This is a genomic window from Jeotgalicoccus psychrophilus DSM 19085 (assembly GCF_000425845.1).
Classification (GTDB): Bacteria; Bacillota; Bacilli; order Staphylococcales; family Salinicoccaceae; genus Jeotgalicoccus; species Jeotgalicoccus psychrophilus.
The window spans coordinates 266,882-284,166 of the sequence record NZ_AUEF01000001.1 but is presented as its reverse complement, the minus strand read 5'-3'; the positions used below and the strand labels follow the sequence as shown (position 1 = coordinate 284,166).

The following is a 17,285-nucleotide window of genomic DNA, read 5'->3' as shown; positions in this document are numbered from 1 at the left end:
ACAAAAATTATTTATTTGTTCAGAAAACGGTGTATTCTGTTATGCAACTATATATGTATATAGTATACTCAATTACTATAGATTAGATTTGCACGACTGTTTTTAAAAAGGAGAATTTTAATGTATAAAGGCTTTAATTTTACACATGACTATAAATCGCTGCCGCGTACATTCTGGTCACCTTACGAACCGGAAGAGTCAGAGGCACCTAAGGTTGTTCTGTTTAATCATCATTTAGCGAGATTATTAAATATCGATGAAAACGAACTTGAAAATGATGCTGAATTTTTCAGCGGCAATAAGCTGCCGGATTCAGCAGAACCGATTGCCCAGGCTTACATGGGGCATCAGTTCGGCACTTTAAATATGCTTGGTGACGGACGCAACGTTCTCCTTGGTGAGCATAACACAGATAGTGAAAAATATGATGTCGTCTTAAAAGGATCAGGTGCGACGAAGTACTCACGCCAGGGCGACGGCCGTGCGCCAATCGACTCGATGATGCGCGAATATATTATCAGTGAATATATGGCAAACATCGGGATCGCCACGACTCGTGCACTGGCTGTCGTCGATACGGGAGAACAGCTGACACGTCAGACAACAACGGCGAGCGGCATCTTAACACGCATCGCGAGTTCACACATCCGCGTCGGTACTTTTGAATATGCTGCACGCCAGTCGGCTGACGAGTTAAAAGCGCTTGCTGACTTTGCGATTGAACGCCATTATCCGTATCTTGCAGCGCTCACAGAAGATAAAAAATATCTGCTGTTTTATGACCATGTAGTAAGAAAGCAGGCTGAATTAATTGCCCAGTGGCAGTCAGTCGGATTTATTCACGGTGTGATGAACACGGATAATATTACAATTTCGGGTGAGACGATTGATTACGGACCATGTGCGTTTATCGATGTATATAATCCGGATACGTATTTCAGTTCAATCGATACAGAAGGTCGCTACCGCTATAAAAATCAGCCGCCGATCGGGCAGTGGGATTTAAGCAAGCTCGGTGAAGCGCTGTGTCCGCTGTTTGACAGCTCACAGGATGAAGCGGTGAAGCTTGCTCAGGAAGTACTCGATAAATATCCGCAGTACTATAATAGAAAGTATATTTCATTAATGGGCAACAAACTCGGTATTCTGGACTTGGATTATGAGGAACAGTATGACGTGAAACTGGTCGATGAGCTGCTTGGATTTATGTTTAAATATGAAGCAGATTACACGCGGACGTTCAGAGATCTTTATCTGACTAATTACGACAAGTTGCCGATGTTTAACGACAGCGAATTTATAAACTGGTTCGAACAGTATCAGGCGAGAAAGAAAGCGCAAAGTGCTAAAATAGATGAAATTAATATTGCGATGAATGCGGCGAATCCAAGCTTTATTCCGCGTAACCATTTAGTTCAGAAGTCATTAAATCTTGCTTTGGAAGGTCATTACGGCGAGTTAAAACAGCTCTTAAAAGCTGTGTCCAAGCCGTTTAATGATAAGCTCGGCGGAAAATACATTAATGCACCGGGCAAAGACGATATTGATCCGGACTTTAAGACATATTGCGGCACATGATAATTAATTTTATTAAAAGGATAGAAGTATAATGCAGAATTTCTTGGAAGAAGTCATTAACCAGTTTGGTTACGCCGCAATTATAGTCCTGATTGCCGTGGAGAATATTTTTCCGCCGATTCCTTCAGAAGTGATTTTAACATTTGGCGGATTTATGACGGCGGCAACTGATATGACAGTAACCGGGGTAATTATTGCCTCGACGGCAGGTTCTGTCGGCGGTGCGATTATCCTGTATTATCTTGGAAGCATACTGGGTGCCGAACGCATGAAACGCATCGTTGTGAAATACGGAAAATGGCTCCGGGTAACGACCGACGACGTTGATAAGTCTTACGGCTGGTTTAATAAATACGGTTCATGGACTGTGTTTTTCTGCCGCTTCATTCCGTTAATCAGAAGTCTGATTTCCATTCCTGCCGGGATGAGTAAAATGAGCATGCCGAAGTTTCTAATGCTGACGACGATCGGTACTTTTATCTGGAACACGGTACTCGTAAATCTCGGTGCTTCAGTGGGAGAGAACTGGGAAGATATCGTTGCAGTGATGGATGTGTATTCGAATATTGCCTATGCAGTTATTGCTGTTTTAGGTATCGCATTTTTAGTATGGTTCTTTTACTTCAGACCGAAGAAAAAAGCGAAATAATAGTAATAGGGGATAACCGGCATAACGGTTATCCCCATTTTTATTTAGATTAATTTTTTTCGTAAGCAGCGAGGAGTGTGACAACGATGTCGAGGACTGGTGTGTCAACGTCGTAACCCTGTTTCATGCTATGGACATACTGCTGGATGTATTTAAACTCAGTCGTTTTATTCGCCATCACATCGTAATACATGCTGGTGCCCATATCCCGCGGATAGCTGTAATACATATTCATCGCGTAATCTACGAATCCTTCATCGATTTCCACCTTATCCTTATTGCACAAGTTCACAACAGCTACGGATTCTGTAAGTAACCGCTTTGTTAATTGCACTGTTTTTTCATCTTCGAATATTTTCGATGTGTTTTTACTGAGGGCGGTCATTGAATTAATCCCGACATTAATCAGCAGCTTTTCATAGCGCATTTTGTTAAACTCTGAACTTTTCAGCAGCTCGAAATTCACTGACTCTGTGTTATCGATCAGCTCAATCAGTTTATCGGTATAGATGAACTGACGCTCCGGCAAAATAATCTTCTGATTTACATAATGTTCGATGTAATCGTCATGCTGCTGGCCGCTGATGTAGACAACGCCGGGAATTCCCTGATCAAAAATTGAATCGTAGCCCATGCCGTTTAATGCGTAAATTATTTCCGAGTCCTTATGGGTAATACTATTAATCGTATCTTTCAGCGCCGTAAGTGCTGGTGTCTTCGTGGCGATAAAGAGCACATCGAATTTATCTGTTACCTGACTCACTTTATGAACTTTAATTTCATGAAATGTTTTGACACCCTGTTCGAGTATGGTAAAGCCGTCCCGGGCGGATTTCGCCATTAATGTAAGCTCAACTTTATCTGCGGGGAGTTTATGGAACTCGCGGGCAATAATACTGCCGACTGCCCCCGCACCGATAATACCTATTTTCATATTTTCACTCCGTTATTTTTTATCATTTCTGTGGTAAAATAAGTATATCTAATTTCAGAAAGTAGGGAAACTATGAAGTCGACAGCAGATTTAATCAGCATGAAAAACAATGACAGAATAGTGATGGTAACAGCATATGATTATCCCTCTGCAAAACTTGCAGAGAAGGCGGAGGTAGACGTCATTTTAGTGGGAGATTCACTTGGAATGGTCGTATTGGGATACGAATCGCCGGTGCAGGTAACGCTGGATGATATGATTCACCACTCTAAAGCAGCGAGACGCGGTGCGGGGAATACGTTTATCGTCGTTGACATGCCCTTCGGTTCACACCATGCAGATGTAAATGAAGGAATTAAAAACGGCATCAGACTGTATCAGAACAGTGATGCGAACATGATAAAAATGGAAGGTGCCGAGTCGTTTGATGTTATCGAAGGACTTGTTAAAGCAGGCGTTCCTGTATGCGGACATTTAGGATTAACGCCGCAGCACTTCGGAATTACAGGGTTTAAAATGCAGGCGGGAGATACTCAGCAGGCTGAAAAACTGATTGAAGATGCGAAAGCGCTTGAAGCGGCGGGTGCGTCGATGATGGTGCTTGAAGCAATTCCAATGGACCTTGCTAAAAAAGTAACTGAATCAGTCAACATTCCGACTATCGGTATTGGTGCAGGGATTCATACTGACGGCCAGGTGCTTGTTTACCATGATGTACTTCAGTACGGCAGCGACCGTCTGCCGAAGTTTGTTAAACCGTATGCGGATGTAAACTCAGTCGTTGAAGAAGGACTGACGAACTACCGCAACGAAGTGAAGAGCAGAATGTTCCCGTCTGAGGAAACGACGTACAAGAAACGGGTGTACGAGTAAATGCAGCACACAGCAGGCATTAAAGAAGTCAGAGTGCTGTTAAGTGCTCATAACGATAAAAAAATTGCGCTTGTACCGACGATGGGTTATCTGCATGAAGGCCATACGGCGCTGATTGAAGAGGCGAAAAAACACGCTGATTTAGTTGCGGTGAGTATTTTTGTCAATCCGCTGCAGTTCGGTCCACAAGAAGATTACGACAGCTATCCGAGAGATCTGGAGCGCGATTTAAATATTTGCCGCGAACACGGTGTGGACATTGTTTTCCATCCTGAAGTGAACGAAATGTATCCTGAGGAAATGGAATTTAATTTAGGCATTAAATCAATGGCGAACATACTGGACGGCGTGAAGCGTCCGGGACACTTTGAAGGTGTTGTGACAGTAGTCAGCAAACTGTTTAATATTATTCAGCCTGATTTTGCTGTGTTCGGAGAGAAAGACCGCCAGCAGCTGATGATTATTGAACGTTATGTGGATAATTTTAATGTGCCGGTTGAAATTATCGGTGTGCCGACGAAGCGTGAAGAAAGCGGTCTTGCAAAAAGTTCACGCAATGTGAATTTAAGTGAGTCGGAATTTATTGAAGCGGGCGAAATTAACGCGGCATTATTAAATGCGGCGGAACAGATTAAAAATGGTACTGTTAATACCGATAAGGTCATGTCGTTTATCAGACTTCATATTGAACAAAAGACAAGCGGTACTGTGGATGATCTCGCGATTTATACAGCACGCGCACTGCAGTTCGTTGAAAATATCGACCAGGATGTTATTATATTTATTGCAGTGCAATTTAAAAAAGCAAGACTGATTGATAATTTATACGTCAGCATTTAATGGAGGAATAATATGGTACGGCGAATTACAGCGCTATTAATTTTATACGCATCTTTGTTTATTATCGTACCGGCCATGCAATCCTACGACTTTAAGGACGGTCTGACCGAAGATTATTTTAATCACTGGCTTGAACAGAATGTCATTCCGAACTATGATACGACTAAAATAGAACAGGTGCACGGTGCGCAGGAGACGAATATAGATTATTCACTCGGTTCATCGTTCCAAACAGATAACGAGACGGTCATTAATTCAGAATACGAAGGTGACTTTGTCATAAAAAATCAGCCCGGGGCATTTCATATGCTCCTGGTCCGTGACGGCATAGTCACAGGCGGCTATACGAATTCCAGTGATGTGTCATTTGGTAAGATGAGTCTTGACGGCATGAACCGTGAAGAACTGCGGGAAGTTTACGGGGAACCGCTCGATTATATACGTAAGCAGTGGAAACGACTGAAAGTCGAACATGACGAATACGATGTCTTCGATGCCGGCAACTATTATGCATATTTCTTTTACGATATACATGAGAACGATAAAGCGAACGGTATGCTGATTATTAATAAAGATGAAGTAATTGAAATCAACGATCTTTATAACCATCCGTCTCAGGAAGACAACGAGCAGATGCATTTTAATTTAGTTAATGCAACGCGTGCAGAGTACGGCTATTCGACACTGGAACGCGACGCTGCAGCGGATGAAGTCGCATATTACCACAGCGCCGATATGGCAGAAAACAATTACTTTGATCACGACTCGCCGGACGGCCGCACGCTGAAAGACAGAATGTTAAACGGCTCGGTTGACTTCAGGCTGGCAGGAGAAAATATTGCGACAGGACACACTTCGCCGATATTTGCCCACCATAGTCTGATGAACTCGCCATCGCACCGTGTTAACGTGCTGAACGATCAGTTTAACTATCTCGGTGTCGGAATAGAGTACAACGGTGACAACGTACCGTATTATACGGAAAACTATATACAGAAATAATGAGCATGAGCGCCCGGATTGGTGAAATCCGGGTGTTTTTTGGTTTTCGACCCGATGAGGAGTTCACATTAGGTTGAATAAGATTTATCGACCCAATGAGGACGTACATAGGAATGATAAACGTTTTGTGACGTCATTTCGACTGAGGAATTTGTGATGTGAAGCGAGATTATATTCTCATGTATATGCAAATCACAATGCATAGTCATGACAGCAACTCATATATACGCATTCCATGATTCATAGTCATGACGAAGTCTCATGCCGACGAAAGCCAACATACATAGTCGTGACTAAGCTTCATGTATACGTAAACGACAATACATATACATGACACCTGCTCATGTATCAGCAACATCCCGCCCAACACAAAAACCGCCCAGGGCACAGAGCCCCGGGCGGTCATAAATTATAATTTTAAATAAATTCTCTGAACAGCCCGACGACTTTACCAAGAACGATTACGTTATCGAGGTAAATAGGTTCCATCGTCGTGTTTTCCGGCTGCAGACGGTAATAGCCTTTTTCTTTATAGAAGCGTTTAACTGTCGCCTCGTCGTCTTCTGTCATTGCAACGATGATTTCACCGTTGTGTGCAATGTTCTGTTTGCGGACGATAACCCGGTCACCGTCATGTATGCCGGCGTCGATCATACTGTCACCGGAAACATTTAACAGGAAAATTTCGCTGTTATGGTTTGCCGTAAAGTGTTCGGGAAGAGGGAAGTACTCTTCGATGTTTTCAACGGCTGTAATAGGGAGGCCGGCTGTAACTTTACCAAGTACAGGGACATGAATGACGGGCGATGCGTTGTCATCTGAAGCCTGGACGATTTCAATTGCGCGGGGTTTTGTCGGGTCCCGTCTGATATATCCTTTAGTTTCAAGTTTTGCGAGATGCCCGTGCACTGTAGAACTCGACTGAAGTCCTACCGCATTACCGATCTCACGGACACTTGGCGGATAACCTTTATCATTGACGCTGCGTTTTATATATTGAAAAATATCTTTTTGTCTGTCTGTTAAATCTTTCATATTGTTACCTCCAGCCTTATATTAATTAAATTTTATCATATACCATATACACTTACAAACATTTGTTCGTATTTATGTTGACTGCGAACAGGTGTTCTGTTATATTGTTATTACAAACATTTGTTCTTAGGAGTGGATATTAATGACAATGAAAGATTTCAAAACTCTCACAGGTTTATTCGCTGTAATGCTAAGCTTCGGGCTTTTATATAGTTTTAATATGGTTGAACCGGATTATGCAGAGAACATACATTCTGATGAAAATACTGCATTTTCTGAAAATACAGCTGAAGAATCAATCGAACAAGAGGCGAACGGTACGGTGTCGGCTTCGTCAATTAATGAACCGGAAGATGATGAGGAAGAAACGAACGGAGAAGAAGGTTCTGCGAACGGTTTTATCAGCAGCGGAACGCTTACAGAACATCTTAATTATGACGTTTCCAGCAGAAATTAATTAATAAGTGTATATATTGTCTATTAAAGTGCGGGACCGTTTGGTTTCCGCACCTTTTTTATGGTAAATTATATTGGAAAGGGTGGAGCTCATGTTAGACGATCAAAAATTAAAACGTCTCAACCAGCTTGCAAAGTTAAAGCGCAAAGATAAAATATCTGCAGCGGAACTTAAAGAGCTGACTGGTTTGAGAGAACAGTATTTATCAAACTTTAGAAATTCTTTTAAAAACCAGATTGAAAACACTAAAGTGATCGATCCGGACGGTAAAGATGTTACCCCTGACAAAGTTAAGGCACTGCGCAACAAAAAATAATAATGAAGAGAATTAAAGGAGTCGAAAGTAAATGTCATTTGATAAAACTGACTTATTGGCGGTCAATACGATCCGTTCTTTAAGTATTGATGCAATTGAAAAAGCAAACTCGGGTCACCCGGGACTGCCTATGGGCGCTGCACCGATGGCGTACGTACTGTGGCAAAAACATTTAAACTTTAACCCGAAAAATGTTGACTGGTTTAACAGAGACCGTTTCGTACTGAGTGCGGGCCACGGTTCAATGTTAGTTTACAGCCTGCTTCATCTTTCAGGACTTTTGGAAATGGATGACTTAAAGGAATTCAGACAGTATGAATCCAAAACTCCGGGACACCCTGAGTTCAAACATACAGACGGCATAGAGGTTACTACAGGGCCGCTTGGACAAGGCTTTGCAATGAGCGTCGGTATGGCAATGGCTGAAACTCACCTTAATTCTGTATTTAATACAGATGAGCACGAAGTTGTTGACCATTATACTTATGTACTTGCTTCAGATGGTGACCTGATGGAAGGGATTTCGCATGAAGCGGCATCACTTGCGGGACACTTAGGCTTAGAGAAGCTGATTGTACTTTACGATTCAAATGATATTTCACTCGACGGGGACCTCGACAAGAGCTTCTCTGAAGACGTTGCGGCTCGTTTTAAAGCGTATAACTGGCACTACCTGCGCGTTGAAGACGGCAATGATTTAGATGCAATCGATAAAGCGATTGAAGAAGCGAAACAAAGCGATAAACCATCGCTGATCGAAGTGAAAACAGTTATCGGATTTGGTGCGCCGAATAAATCAGGTAAATCTGATGCACACGGTTCACCCCTTGGTGACGCAGAGCGTCAGGGTGCTTATGAAGCATACGGTCTTGACCACCTGAAAACATTTGATGTGGACGAGTCTGTCTACGCTCGCTTTGAAGAAACATTAACTGCACGGGGGGCTTCAGAAGAAACGGCATGGAACAAAGTTATGGAATCATTTAAAGCGGCTGACGGAGCTAAATATAATGACTTCATGGCTGCGGTTAAACGTGAACTGCCTGAAGACTATGCTTCAGAACTTCCGGTTTACGAAGCAGGAACGAAAAAAGCAACACGCGGCAACTCAGGAGATATGATTCAGGAATTATCAAAAACAATTCCGACATTCTTCGGCGGTGCAGCTGACCTTGCAGGCAGTAACAAAACAAACGTTAAAGAAGCATCGGATTACGCTAAAGACAACTACGCTGGACGCAACATCTGGTTTGGCGTAAGAGAATTTGCGATGGCAGCTGCAATTAACGGTATGGCAGCACACGGCGGCGTTTATCCTTATGCAGGAACGTTCTTCGTCTTCAGTGACTATCTGAAGCCGGCAGTACGCTTAAGTGCATTAATGAAATTACCGGTAACTTACGTATTCACTCACGACTCAATTGCAGTCGGCGAAGATGGACCGACACATGAGCCGGTTGAACAGCTGGCAGGACTTCGTGCCATTCCTAATCTGAATGTAATTCGTCCGGCAGACGGCAACGAAACACGTGCAGCATGGAAAGTTGCTTTAGAATCTGAAGATACACCGACAGCTTTAGTACTGACACGTCAGGATCTAAAAGTTCTCGATATCGAAGGCAATAAAGTCGAAGAAGGCGTACGCCGCGGCGGATACCTTGCTTATGACGGCGGCAGCGATGCGATTGTTTTCGCAACAGGAAGCGAAGTATCTCTTGCAGTTGAAACAGCTCTGAAATTAGCTGAAGAGGGCGTTAATATTAAAGTTGCATCGATTCCTAACGTACAAGCATTTGTAAACCAGGATGCAGAGTATATTGAATCGGTATTAAATACGGATATTGAAAACCGTACGGCAGTGGAAATGGCTGCAAGCCTCGGCTGGCACAGATTTGTCGGTATCAAAGGCAAGCTCCTAACAATCGATACATTCGGTGCAAGTGCACCGGGCGGGGAAGTTGTTGAGCGTTACGGCTTTACAGTTGAGAACCTGTCGAATATTATCCTGAGTAAATAAGCATTGAATTTAAATGGCCGTTAATGTAAACTAAATAGTGGTTTACACGGAAAAGAGGTGAGCATTTTGGCGACTTGGATATGGATACTAATTGTAATCGTAGCCCTCATTGGTGGTTTCGCATTAGGATTTTGGATCTCTAGAAAATATATGATGGATTATTTGGAGAAGAACCCTCCTATTAATGAAGACATGCTCAGAATTATGATGATGCAGATGGGACAAAAACCTTCGCAGAAGAAAATTAATCAAATGCTGAGTATGATGAATAAATCATCAGAACAAGCTAAAAAAGAGAAGAAGTAAAAACATAGAGAACACGCACTTTTTAAAGTGCGTGTTTTTTATATTTATTTAAATTTTAGAAAATTATTGCAATTATGACATTGGCATGGATATAATAAATTTATCAAACAAAGGGGGGAATACAGCAATGAAGAAGAAAAATTTTTTAGCGTTTCTTGTAATCGCTTTCTTAGTTGTCATGGCAGCATGTTCAAGCGATGATAACGTCGAAGAAGAAGCGGCTGGCGATGAAGCGGCTGAAAGTGAAAAAACAGGGGATTTAACAATTGGAACAATGGCGGAAATGGTGACGACGGATCCACACGGATCGAACGATTCAGCATCACGCCAGGTCAGAGCAAACATATATGAAACTTTAGTATTCCAGGACGTTGACATGTCATTGTCACCAGGTCTTGCAACTGAATACGAACAAGTTGATGAAACAACATGGAATTTTAAACTTCGTGAGGGCACAACTTTCCATAACGGTGAGGAATTCACCGCGGAAGACGTTGTCGCAACTTTCGACCGTGTGCAGGATGATGCAATGGCATCACCGGTACTTTTCCTGTTCGAAATGATCGAGGAAATCGAAGTTGTCAGTGATTACGAAATTAATATTCATACATCCATACCATTCGCTCCTTTAGCGAGTCACTTAGCACATAACACTGGCGGTATTATTTCTAAAGCAACAATCGATGCAGATTATCAGGCTGCATTAGATGCTGCTGAGAGCGAAGTTACTTTAGAAGAGTACTATGAGCTGCGTGAAGCTGGCGGAGACGAGTACGATGCTGTTAAAGAAGAAATCAGTGAACATTTAGGGACTGTTGTGGCAAGTGAACCAAACGGAACGAACCATCTGAAATTCGTTTCACGCAGTGCAGGGGATTCAGTAGTATTAGAGAAATTTGAAGACTTCCAGGGCGGCGACCGTTACTTTGAAAACGTAACATTCAAAGTAATTCCAGAGAATGGCGCGCGAATGGCAGAACTTGAAACAGGCGGAATCCAGGTTGCAACTGATGTGGATTCAACTAATATGGAACGCGTTGAAAATGGAGCGGATACTGCCGTAACTGCAACGGATTCAGTTCGTATGTCATACCTTGGATTTAACATTAACAAAGAGCCGTTCAACGATATGAAAGTCCGGCAGGCAATTTCTTACGCAATTGACCGCGAAGAAATCGTAGCAGGAGTTTACGATGACATGGGGATTCCGGCAAAAGGACCTTTAGCACCGGATGTCTGGGGTTACTCTGAAGACCTTGAAGGACAGGAATACAATATTGAAAAAGCAAAAGAAATTTTAGCTGAAACAGATGTAGCAGACGGTTTTGACACTACAATCTGGGTAAACGATGATCAGCAGATTATCGATACAGCTGTTTACATTCAAAGCGAACTTGCTGAACTTAACATCAATGTTGAAATTGAGCAGTTCGAGTGGGGCGCGTACTTAGAAACACTTGCACAGGGTAACCACGAAATGTTTATTCTTGGCTGGACGACTGTAACAGGGGATGCTGACTACGGTCTGTATGCTTTATTCCATTCTAAAAACCAGGGAGCAGCGGGTAACCGTGTATTCTACGACAATCCTGAAGTCGATGAATTATTAGACGCAGGACGCGCAGAAGTAGATGAGGAAGCACGTCAACAGATTTATACTGACATTGAAAATATTCTTGTCGAAGAATCGCCATCATCATACCTGTTCCACGCACAGTTTGCTGCAGGCTATAACGAAACAGCAATAAGCGGTATCGAAGTGGATCCGGCAGGCGGACTGCACTTCAAAGATGTGAGATTTAAATAATTACTAAAAATAAAACGCCCTTTAATTGCTTTACTGGTTAAAGGGCATTTTTCATTATTGAGACATATATTTTATCAACATCACAGTGGAGGAGAGAAATCAATGATTAGTAAAAAAATGTTATCGATTTTTATGCTGGCAATGTTATTCGTAATCGCTGGCTGTTCAAGTGATCAAAGTGAAGAAGGGGATAGCGATGAATCGGCTGGCAGTGAGAAGACAGGAGATATTACTATAGGTATGCTGTCGGACGTAGTATCTCTCGATTTACATGGTTCAAATGATTCTCATTCAAGTCAGGTGAGATCAAATATTTACGAAAGACTTTTAAATCAGGATGTAAATATGGAACTGCAGCCGGGTCTGGCTACAGAGTTTGAACAGGTTGACGAAACGACGTGGAATTTTAAACTTCGTGAAGGAACAACATTCCACAATGGTGAAGAATTCACAGCTGAAGATGTAGTCGCAACTTTTGACAGAGTCAGAGATGAGGCACTCGGAGCACCTGTATTATTCCTTTATGAAATGATTGAGGAGATTGAAGTTGTTAGTGACTATGAGATTAATATTCACACATCAATTCCTTTCGCACCGCTAGCAAGTCATTTAGCGCACAGTACTGCAGGTATTATGTCTAAAGAATTAATCGATAAAGATTATGAAGCGGCACTTGAGGCATCAGGGAGTGATGTATCTTTAGAAGAGTACTATGAACTTCGTGCAGCTGGCGGAACAGAATACGATGCAGTCCTGGAAGAAATAAGTGAACACCTCGGTACTGTCATTGGTAATGAACCGAACGGAACCAATCACTTAAAATTCGTTTCACGCAGTCCTGGTGAATCAGTTACTTTAGAAAAATTTGAAGACTTCCAGGGCGGCGACCGTTATTTTGAAAATGTTACTTTCAGAGTAATACCTGAAACGAGTGCACGTATTGCAGAACTTGAAACAGGAGGCGTGCAGATTGCTGCAGATATTGATTCATCCAGTGTAGAGCGTATCGAGAATGGTGCGGATACTGCGATGTCAGTTAAGGATTCTGTACGTATGGCATATCTTGGATTTAACATGAATAAAGAACCGTTTGATGATATTAAAGTTAGACAGGCAATTTCTTATGCAATTAATCGTGAAGAGATTGTCGAAGGTGTATACGACGGCATGGGGATTACAGCGAAAGGACCACTCGCCCCCGATGTCTGGGGGTATTCTGAAGACCTTGAAGGACAAGGGTATGATTTAAATAAAGCAAAAGAATTGTTAGCAGAAACAGAACTTGCAGACGGCTTTGACACAACACTGTGGGTTTATGATGATCAGCAGGTTATCGATACTGCAGTGTACATTCAAAATAAGCTTGCTGAACTGAATATAAATGTTGAAATTGAACAATTCGATCTCGGTGCATACTATGACACGCTGGCGAATGGTAATCATGAAATGTTCATGCTTGGCTGGACGACAGTAACAGGTGATGCCGACTATGGTTTATATGCGTTATTCCACTCTAAAAATCATGGGGCAGCGGGTAACCGTGTATTCTACGACAATCCTGAAGTCGATGAGTTATTAGACGCTGGACGCGCAGAGACCGATGAAGAAGTGCGTCAGGAAATTTATACAGAAGTTGAAGAAATATTAGTAGAGGAAGCACCGTCAGCATTCTTAAACCATTCACAATACGCTGTAGGTTATAACGATGCTACACTATCTGAAGTAGAAATAGATCCAACAGGACGAATTCATTTAGATAATGTGAGATTTAAATAATATGGAAGTGCCTCTTGGCTGCCTCTCGCAGCTAAGGGGTATTTTTATGCAATATTTTGTTTTAAAATTTATCTTTATACGAAATCGAATTATTATATTGCATAAATTCGCTATTTTCTATATAATTCAAATTATCAAAATATTTTGGAGGTTAACAAAAATGGTAAAAAGAGGATTTAAGTATTTTCTTTTACTCACTGTTGCTTTAGTTTTAGCTGCATGTTCAAGTGATGAAAATGTAGACGAAGCGGCAGAAGGGGAAGGCAGTACAGAAGAAACGGCAGGCGGCACGATTAATATCGGGATGTCTGAAGATATGGTCACGGTTGATCCGCACGGTTCGAATGACTCGGCAAGTGCTCAAATCAGACGTAATATTTACGAATCGCTTATTTTCCAAGATGAAGCGCTGGAATTAACTCCAGGTCTTGCAACTGAATGGGAAGCGACAGAAGATACAGTATGGAATTTCAAATTACGCGAAGGTACTACATTCCACAGCGGACAGGAGTTTACTGCTGAAGATGTGAAAGCGACAATTGACCGTGTTAATGACCCGGCCGTTGCATCACAGGTTGCATTCCTTTACGAAATGATTGAAGAAGTTGAAGTTGTTGGAGATTACGAAGTAAATTTACATACAGAATATGCCTTCGCTCCATTACCTGCACATTTATCACATAACGCAGGCGGGATTATGAGTAAGGATTTAATTGATAAAGACTACCAGGCTGCACTTGATGAAGCCGGCAGTGATGTTACTTTAGAAGAATACTATGAACTGCGTGAAGCAGGCGGAGATGAGTTCCAGGCTGTTGCTGATGAAATCAGCGAGCATATCGGCGGAGTTACCGGTGCTGAAACAGATGGTACAAACCACCTTCAAATGACGGACCGTTCACCAGGTGACTCGGTAACACTAAGCAAATTCGAGGATTTCCAAAATGGAGAGCGCGAATTTGATGAAGTGGTATTCAGAGTTATTCCTGAAACACAGGCGCGTTTAGCTGAACTTGATACTGGCGGCATTGATATTGCCAACGAAATTGATACAGCAAGTGCTGAACGTATTCAAAATGGTGATGCGACTGAGTTAATTGAAAGTGAATCAGTACGTATGAACTACTTAGGATTTAACATGGAGAAAGATCCATTCGATGATCCTTTAGTACGTCAGGCGATCGCACACGCAATTGACCGCGATGAAATTATCAGCGGTGTGTATGATGGCTACGGTATCACAGCACAAAGTCCGTTAGCTCCGGACGTTTGGGGTTACGATGAAAATCTTGAGAGCATCGACGTTGACGTTGAGCGAGCTCAGGAACTGTTAAGCGAATCTTCTCAGCCGGACGGCTTCACTACAACATTATGGGTGAACGACGATCCAGCAATTGTTGACTCGGCAGTATATATTCAAAACGCACTAAGTGAAATTGGCATTACAGTAGAAGTTCAGCAATCTGAGTGGGGCGCATTCCTTGATCAGACAGCAAACGGAGAACACGATATGTTTATTCTCGGCTGGACGACAGTTACAGCTGACGCTGACTACGGACTGTATGCATTATTCCACTCTAACAACTTCGGTGCACCAGGGAACCGTTCATTCTACGAGAATGAAGAAGTAGATACATTGCTTGATGAAGGACGTATGAACCCGGATGAAGCAGGACGTCAGGAAGCGTACAGCGAAGTACAGCAAATCCTGATTGACGATTCACCGGCAGTATATCTAAATCACACGAGCTTCCTATTAGGTGTGAACAACGACAGCGTAAACAATATCGGTCTTGATCCTGTAGGAAATATCAGACTTGAAAATGCTTCGTTCGGTACTGAAGAATAAAATTAAATAGTAATAAATGCCCGGATGGAACTTAGGTTCTGTCCGGGTGTTTTGTTAGAAAACGTATTCACTTACTAACTTAAACTTACTGGCTAGTAAATAGTAATAACGCGTAGTATAATAAACAGCGATTATTATATTAGAGGAGAATACTATGAATAACAGTTTAAAAGAGAAGCGTTCACTTCTCGACTGGATTGAAATTACCGGTAATAAGTTACCGCATCCGGTCACGATATTTTTAATTTTAACATTGCTTGTTATTACAATTTCTCATGTTTTATATTTACTTGGTGTCAATGTCAGCTATGTCGGAATTAATCCCGAGTCGGGCGAGCGTGAAGAATTAACGGTTCACGCTGTCAGTCTTTTAACAGGTGACGGTATACGCTACATGTTTACGAGTGTGGTTGAAAACTTTACTACATTCGTGGCACTTGGTCCAGTACTGGTCGCTATGATCGGTGTCGGTGTTGCAGAGAAAAGTGGTTATATCAGTGCATTGATGACAAATGTGGTCACAAAAGCACCACGTAAGTTCGTTACACCGATTGTTGTATTTATGGGTGTGATGTCAAACGTCGCTGCCAGTGTCGGCTATGTCGTTCTTGTGCCGCTAGGTGCGATTATCTTCCTCGGCTTCCGCCGTCACCCGCTTGCAGGTCTTGCTGCAGCATTCGCCGGTGTAGCCGGCGGATATTCCGCTAACTTGTTAATCGGTACGAATGATCCGCTGCTTTCAGGTATTACGACGGAAGCAGCAGGCATTCTCGATGCGACTTATATCGTTCAGGCAACGGATAACTGGTTCTTTATGTTCGTGTCGACTTTCCTTGTCGTAATTTTAGGTACTTTAATTACCGATAAGATTGTTGAACCGCGTCTGAAGAAATTTGATTTTGATAATGAAGAAATCAGTGAGAACAAGGCTTTAGATAAACAGGAGAAACGCGCATTAAACTGGGCAAATATTTCTGCAGTTGTTACAGTACTTGCAATATTAAGTCTCGTCGTCTTCCCGGGCTCTCCTTTACGGGGTGAAGACGGGGGTATAGTCGGTTCACCGTTTATCTCAAGTATCATCTTTATTATGATGTTAATCTTCCTTGTGCCGGGTCTTGTCTACGGTGCAGTGAATAAGACGATTAAAAACGATAAAGACGCCGTAAAACTGATGGACGGCTCTCTCGCGACGATGTCCGGCTTTATCGTATTGATATTCTTTGCAGCACAGTTCGTTGCATTGTTTAACTATTCCAATCTTGGAACGCTTATTGCCGTTAACGGTGCAGGACTCCTAGAGAACTTAAATATCGGCAGTGTGCCGGTACTGATTGTGTTTATATTGATTACAACGCTGATCAATCTTGCAATCGCAGCGGATTCAGCCAAGTGGGCAATTATGGCGCCGATTTTCGTGCCGATGTTCATGCAGCTCGGTATCGCACCGGAAGTAACACAGATTGCATACAGAATCGGTGATTCATCGACGAATATTATTTCGCCGCTGATGCCATTCTTCCCGCTCGTTGTTGCATTCGCACAGCGCTACGGCAAAGAAAACGGTATCGGTACAGTTATTTCATTAATGCTGCCGTATTCAGTCATTTTCTTAATAGCTTGGACTATTATGTTCGTCATCTGGATGCTTCTCGGTATTCCGGTCGGTCCAGGAACAAATCTTTCATATTAAAAGTTTTACAGCCGCAGAGCTTCTGCGGTTTTTTTTATTTGATGGAAAGATTTGGCTCATACCAGTCCCGCTGACTTCGGATACGCATGAACCCCGATCATGCCAGTCCGGCAGACTGAGGATACACATGAGACCCGATCACGCCAGTCCGGC

15 protein-coding genes are annotated in these 17,285 nt (G+C 42.4%); 13 read left to right on the top strand and 2 right to left on the bottom strand.

Going from position 1 to position 17,285, the window contains the following annotated elements; translation table 11 throughout:
- Positions 1–120 precede the first annotated feature (120 nt).
- Entirely contained in the window at positions 121–1,578 is a 1,458-nt protein-coding gene (locus H625_RS0101470; RefSeq protein ID WP_035784915.1) for a protein adenylyltransferase SelO, read from the top strand.
- Between the two features lie 31 nt (positions 1,579–1,609).
- On the top strand, positions 1,610–2,227 hold the full coding sequence (locus tag H625_RS0101465; protein WP_026858300.1) for a DedA family protein: 618 nt from the start codon (positions 1,610–1,612) through the stop codon (positions 2,225–2,227).
- Between the two features lie 49 nt (positions 2,228–2,276).
- Here H625_RS0101465 and H625_RS0101460 read toward each other — a convergent pair whose 3' ends face one another.
- The gene (locus H625_RS0101460) at positions 2,277–3,161 is read right to left on the bottom strand and encodes a ketopantoate reductase C-terminal domain-containing protein (RefSeq protein WP_026858299.1); all 885 of its coding nucleotides are present in this window, start codon (positions 3,159–3,161) and stop codon (positions 2,277–2,279) included.
- Between the two features lie 72 nt (positions 3,162–3,233).
- Between H625_RS0101460 and panB the strand changes: the two genes are divergently transcribed.
- From panB to H625_RS0101445, 3 genes are read left to right on the top strand one after another with little or no spacing between them, the layout of a single operon-like run.
- Complete coding sequence (panB, locus tag H625_RS0101455) at positions 3,234–4,034, top strand: 3-methyl-2-oxobutanoate hydroxymethyltransferase (RefSeq protein WP_026858298.1); 801 nt, start codon at positions 3,234–3,236, stop codon at positions 4,032–4,034.
- On the top strand, positions 4,035–4,874 hold the full coding sequence (panC, locus tag H625_RS0101450) for a pantoate--beta-alanine ligase (RefSeq protein ID WP_026858297.1): 840 nt from the start codon (positions 4,035–4,037) through the stop codon (positions 4,872–4,874).
- Between the two features lie 12 nt (positions 4,875–4,886).
- A complete protein-coding gene (locus H625_RS0101445; protein WP_026858296.1) occupies positions 4,887–5,876 on the top strand; it encodes a CAP domain-containing protein in 990 nt (329 codons plus the stop codon).
- A 417-nt stretch (positions 5,877–6,293) separates the two neighbouring features.
- Here H625_RS0101445 and lexA read toward each other — a convergent pair whose 3' ends face one another.
- Complete coding sequence (lexA, locus tag H625_RS0101440; RefSeq protein ID WP_026858295.1) at positions 6,294–6,911, bottom strand: transcriptional repressor LexA; 618 nt, start codon at positions 6,909–6,911, stop codon at positions 6,294–6,296.
- Positions 6,912–7,053: 142 nt separating this feature from the next.
- Between lexA and H625_RS0101435 the strand changes: the two genes are divergently transcribed.
- The 8 genes from H625_RS0101435 (at position 7,054) to H625_RS0101400 (ending at position 17,132) form a co-directional block, all read left to right on the top strand.
- The gene (locus H625_RS0101435; protein WP_026858294.1) at positions 7,054–7,368 is read left to right on the top strand and encodes a hypothetical protein; all 315 of its coding nucleotides are present in this window, start codon (positions 7,054–7,056) and stop codon (positions 7,366–7,368) included.
- A 91-nt stretch (positions 7,369–7,459) separates the two neighbouring features.
- Positions 7,460–7,684, top strand: coding sequence for a DUF896 domain-containing protein (locus H625_RS0101430; RefSeq protein WP_026858293.1), 225 nt, complete (start codon positions 7,460–7,462; stop codon positions 7,682–7,684).
- Between the two features lie 31 nt (positions 7,685–7,715).
- A complete protein-coding gene (gene tkt, locus H625_RS0101425) occupies positions 7,716–9,701 on the top strand; it encodes a transketolase (RefSeq protein ID WP_026858292.1) in 1,986 nt (661 codons plus the stop codon).
- Positions 9,702–9,767: 66 nt separating this feature from the next.
- Positions 9,768–10,007, top strand: coding sequence for a YneF family protein (locus H625_RS0101420; RefSeq protein ID WP_026858291.1), 240 nt, complete (start codon positions 9,768–9,770; stop codon positions 10,005–10,007).
- 127 nt (positions 10,008–10,134) lie between these two features.
- Positions 10,135–11,814 carry a glutathione ABC transporter substrate-binding protein gene (locus tag H625_RS0101415; RefSeq protein ID WP_026858290.1) on the top strand — a complete coding sequence of 560 codons (1,680 nt, stop codon included), beginning with the start codon at positions 10,135–10,137 and terminating at the stop codon, positions 11,812–11,814.
- 102 nt (positions 11,815–11,916) lie between these two features.
- Positions 11,917–13,590, top strand: coding sequence for a glutathione ABC transporter substrate-binding protein (locus tag H625_RS12365; RefSeq protein ID WP_035784911.1), 1,674 nt, complete (start codon positions 11,917–11,919; stop codon positions 13,588–13,590).
- Between the two features lie 160 nt (positions 13,591–13,750).
- Positions 13,751–15,439, top strand: a complete 1,689-nt coding sequence (locus H625_RS0101405) for a glutathione ABC transporter substrate-binding protein (protein ID WP_026858289.1) — start codon at positions 13,751–13,753, stop codon at positions 15,437–15,439.
- 154 nt (positions 15,440–15,593) lie between these two features.
- Entirely contained in the window at positions 15,594–17,132 is a 1,539-nt protein-coding gene (locus H625_RS0101400) for an AbgT family transporter (protein WP_026858288.1), read from the top strand.
- Positions 17,133–17,285 lie beyond the last annotated feature (153 nt).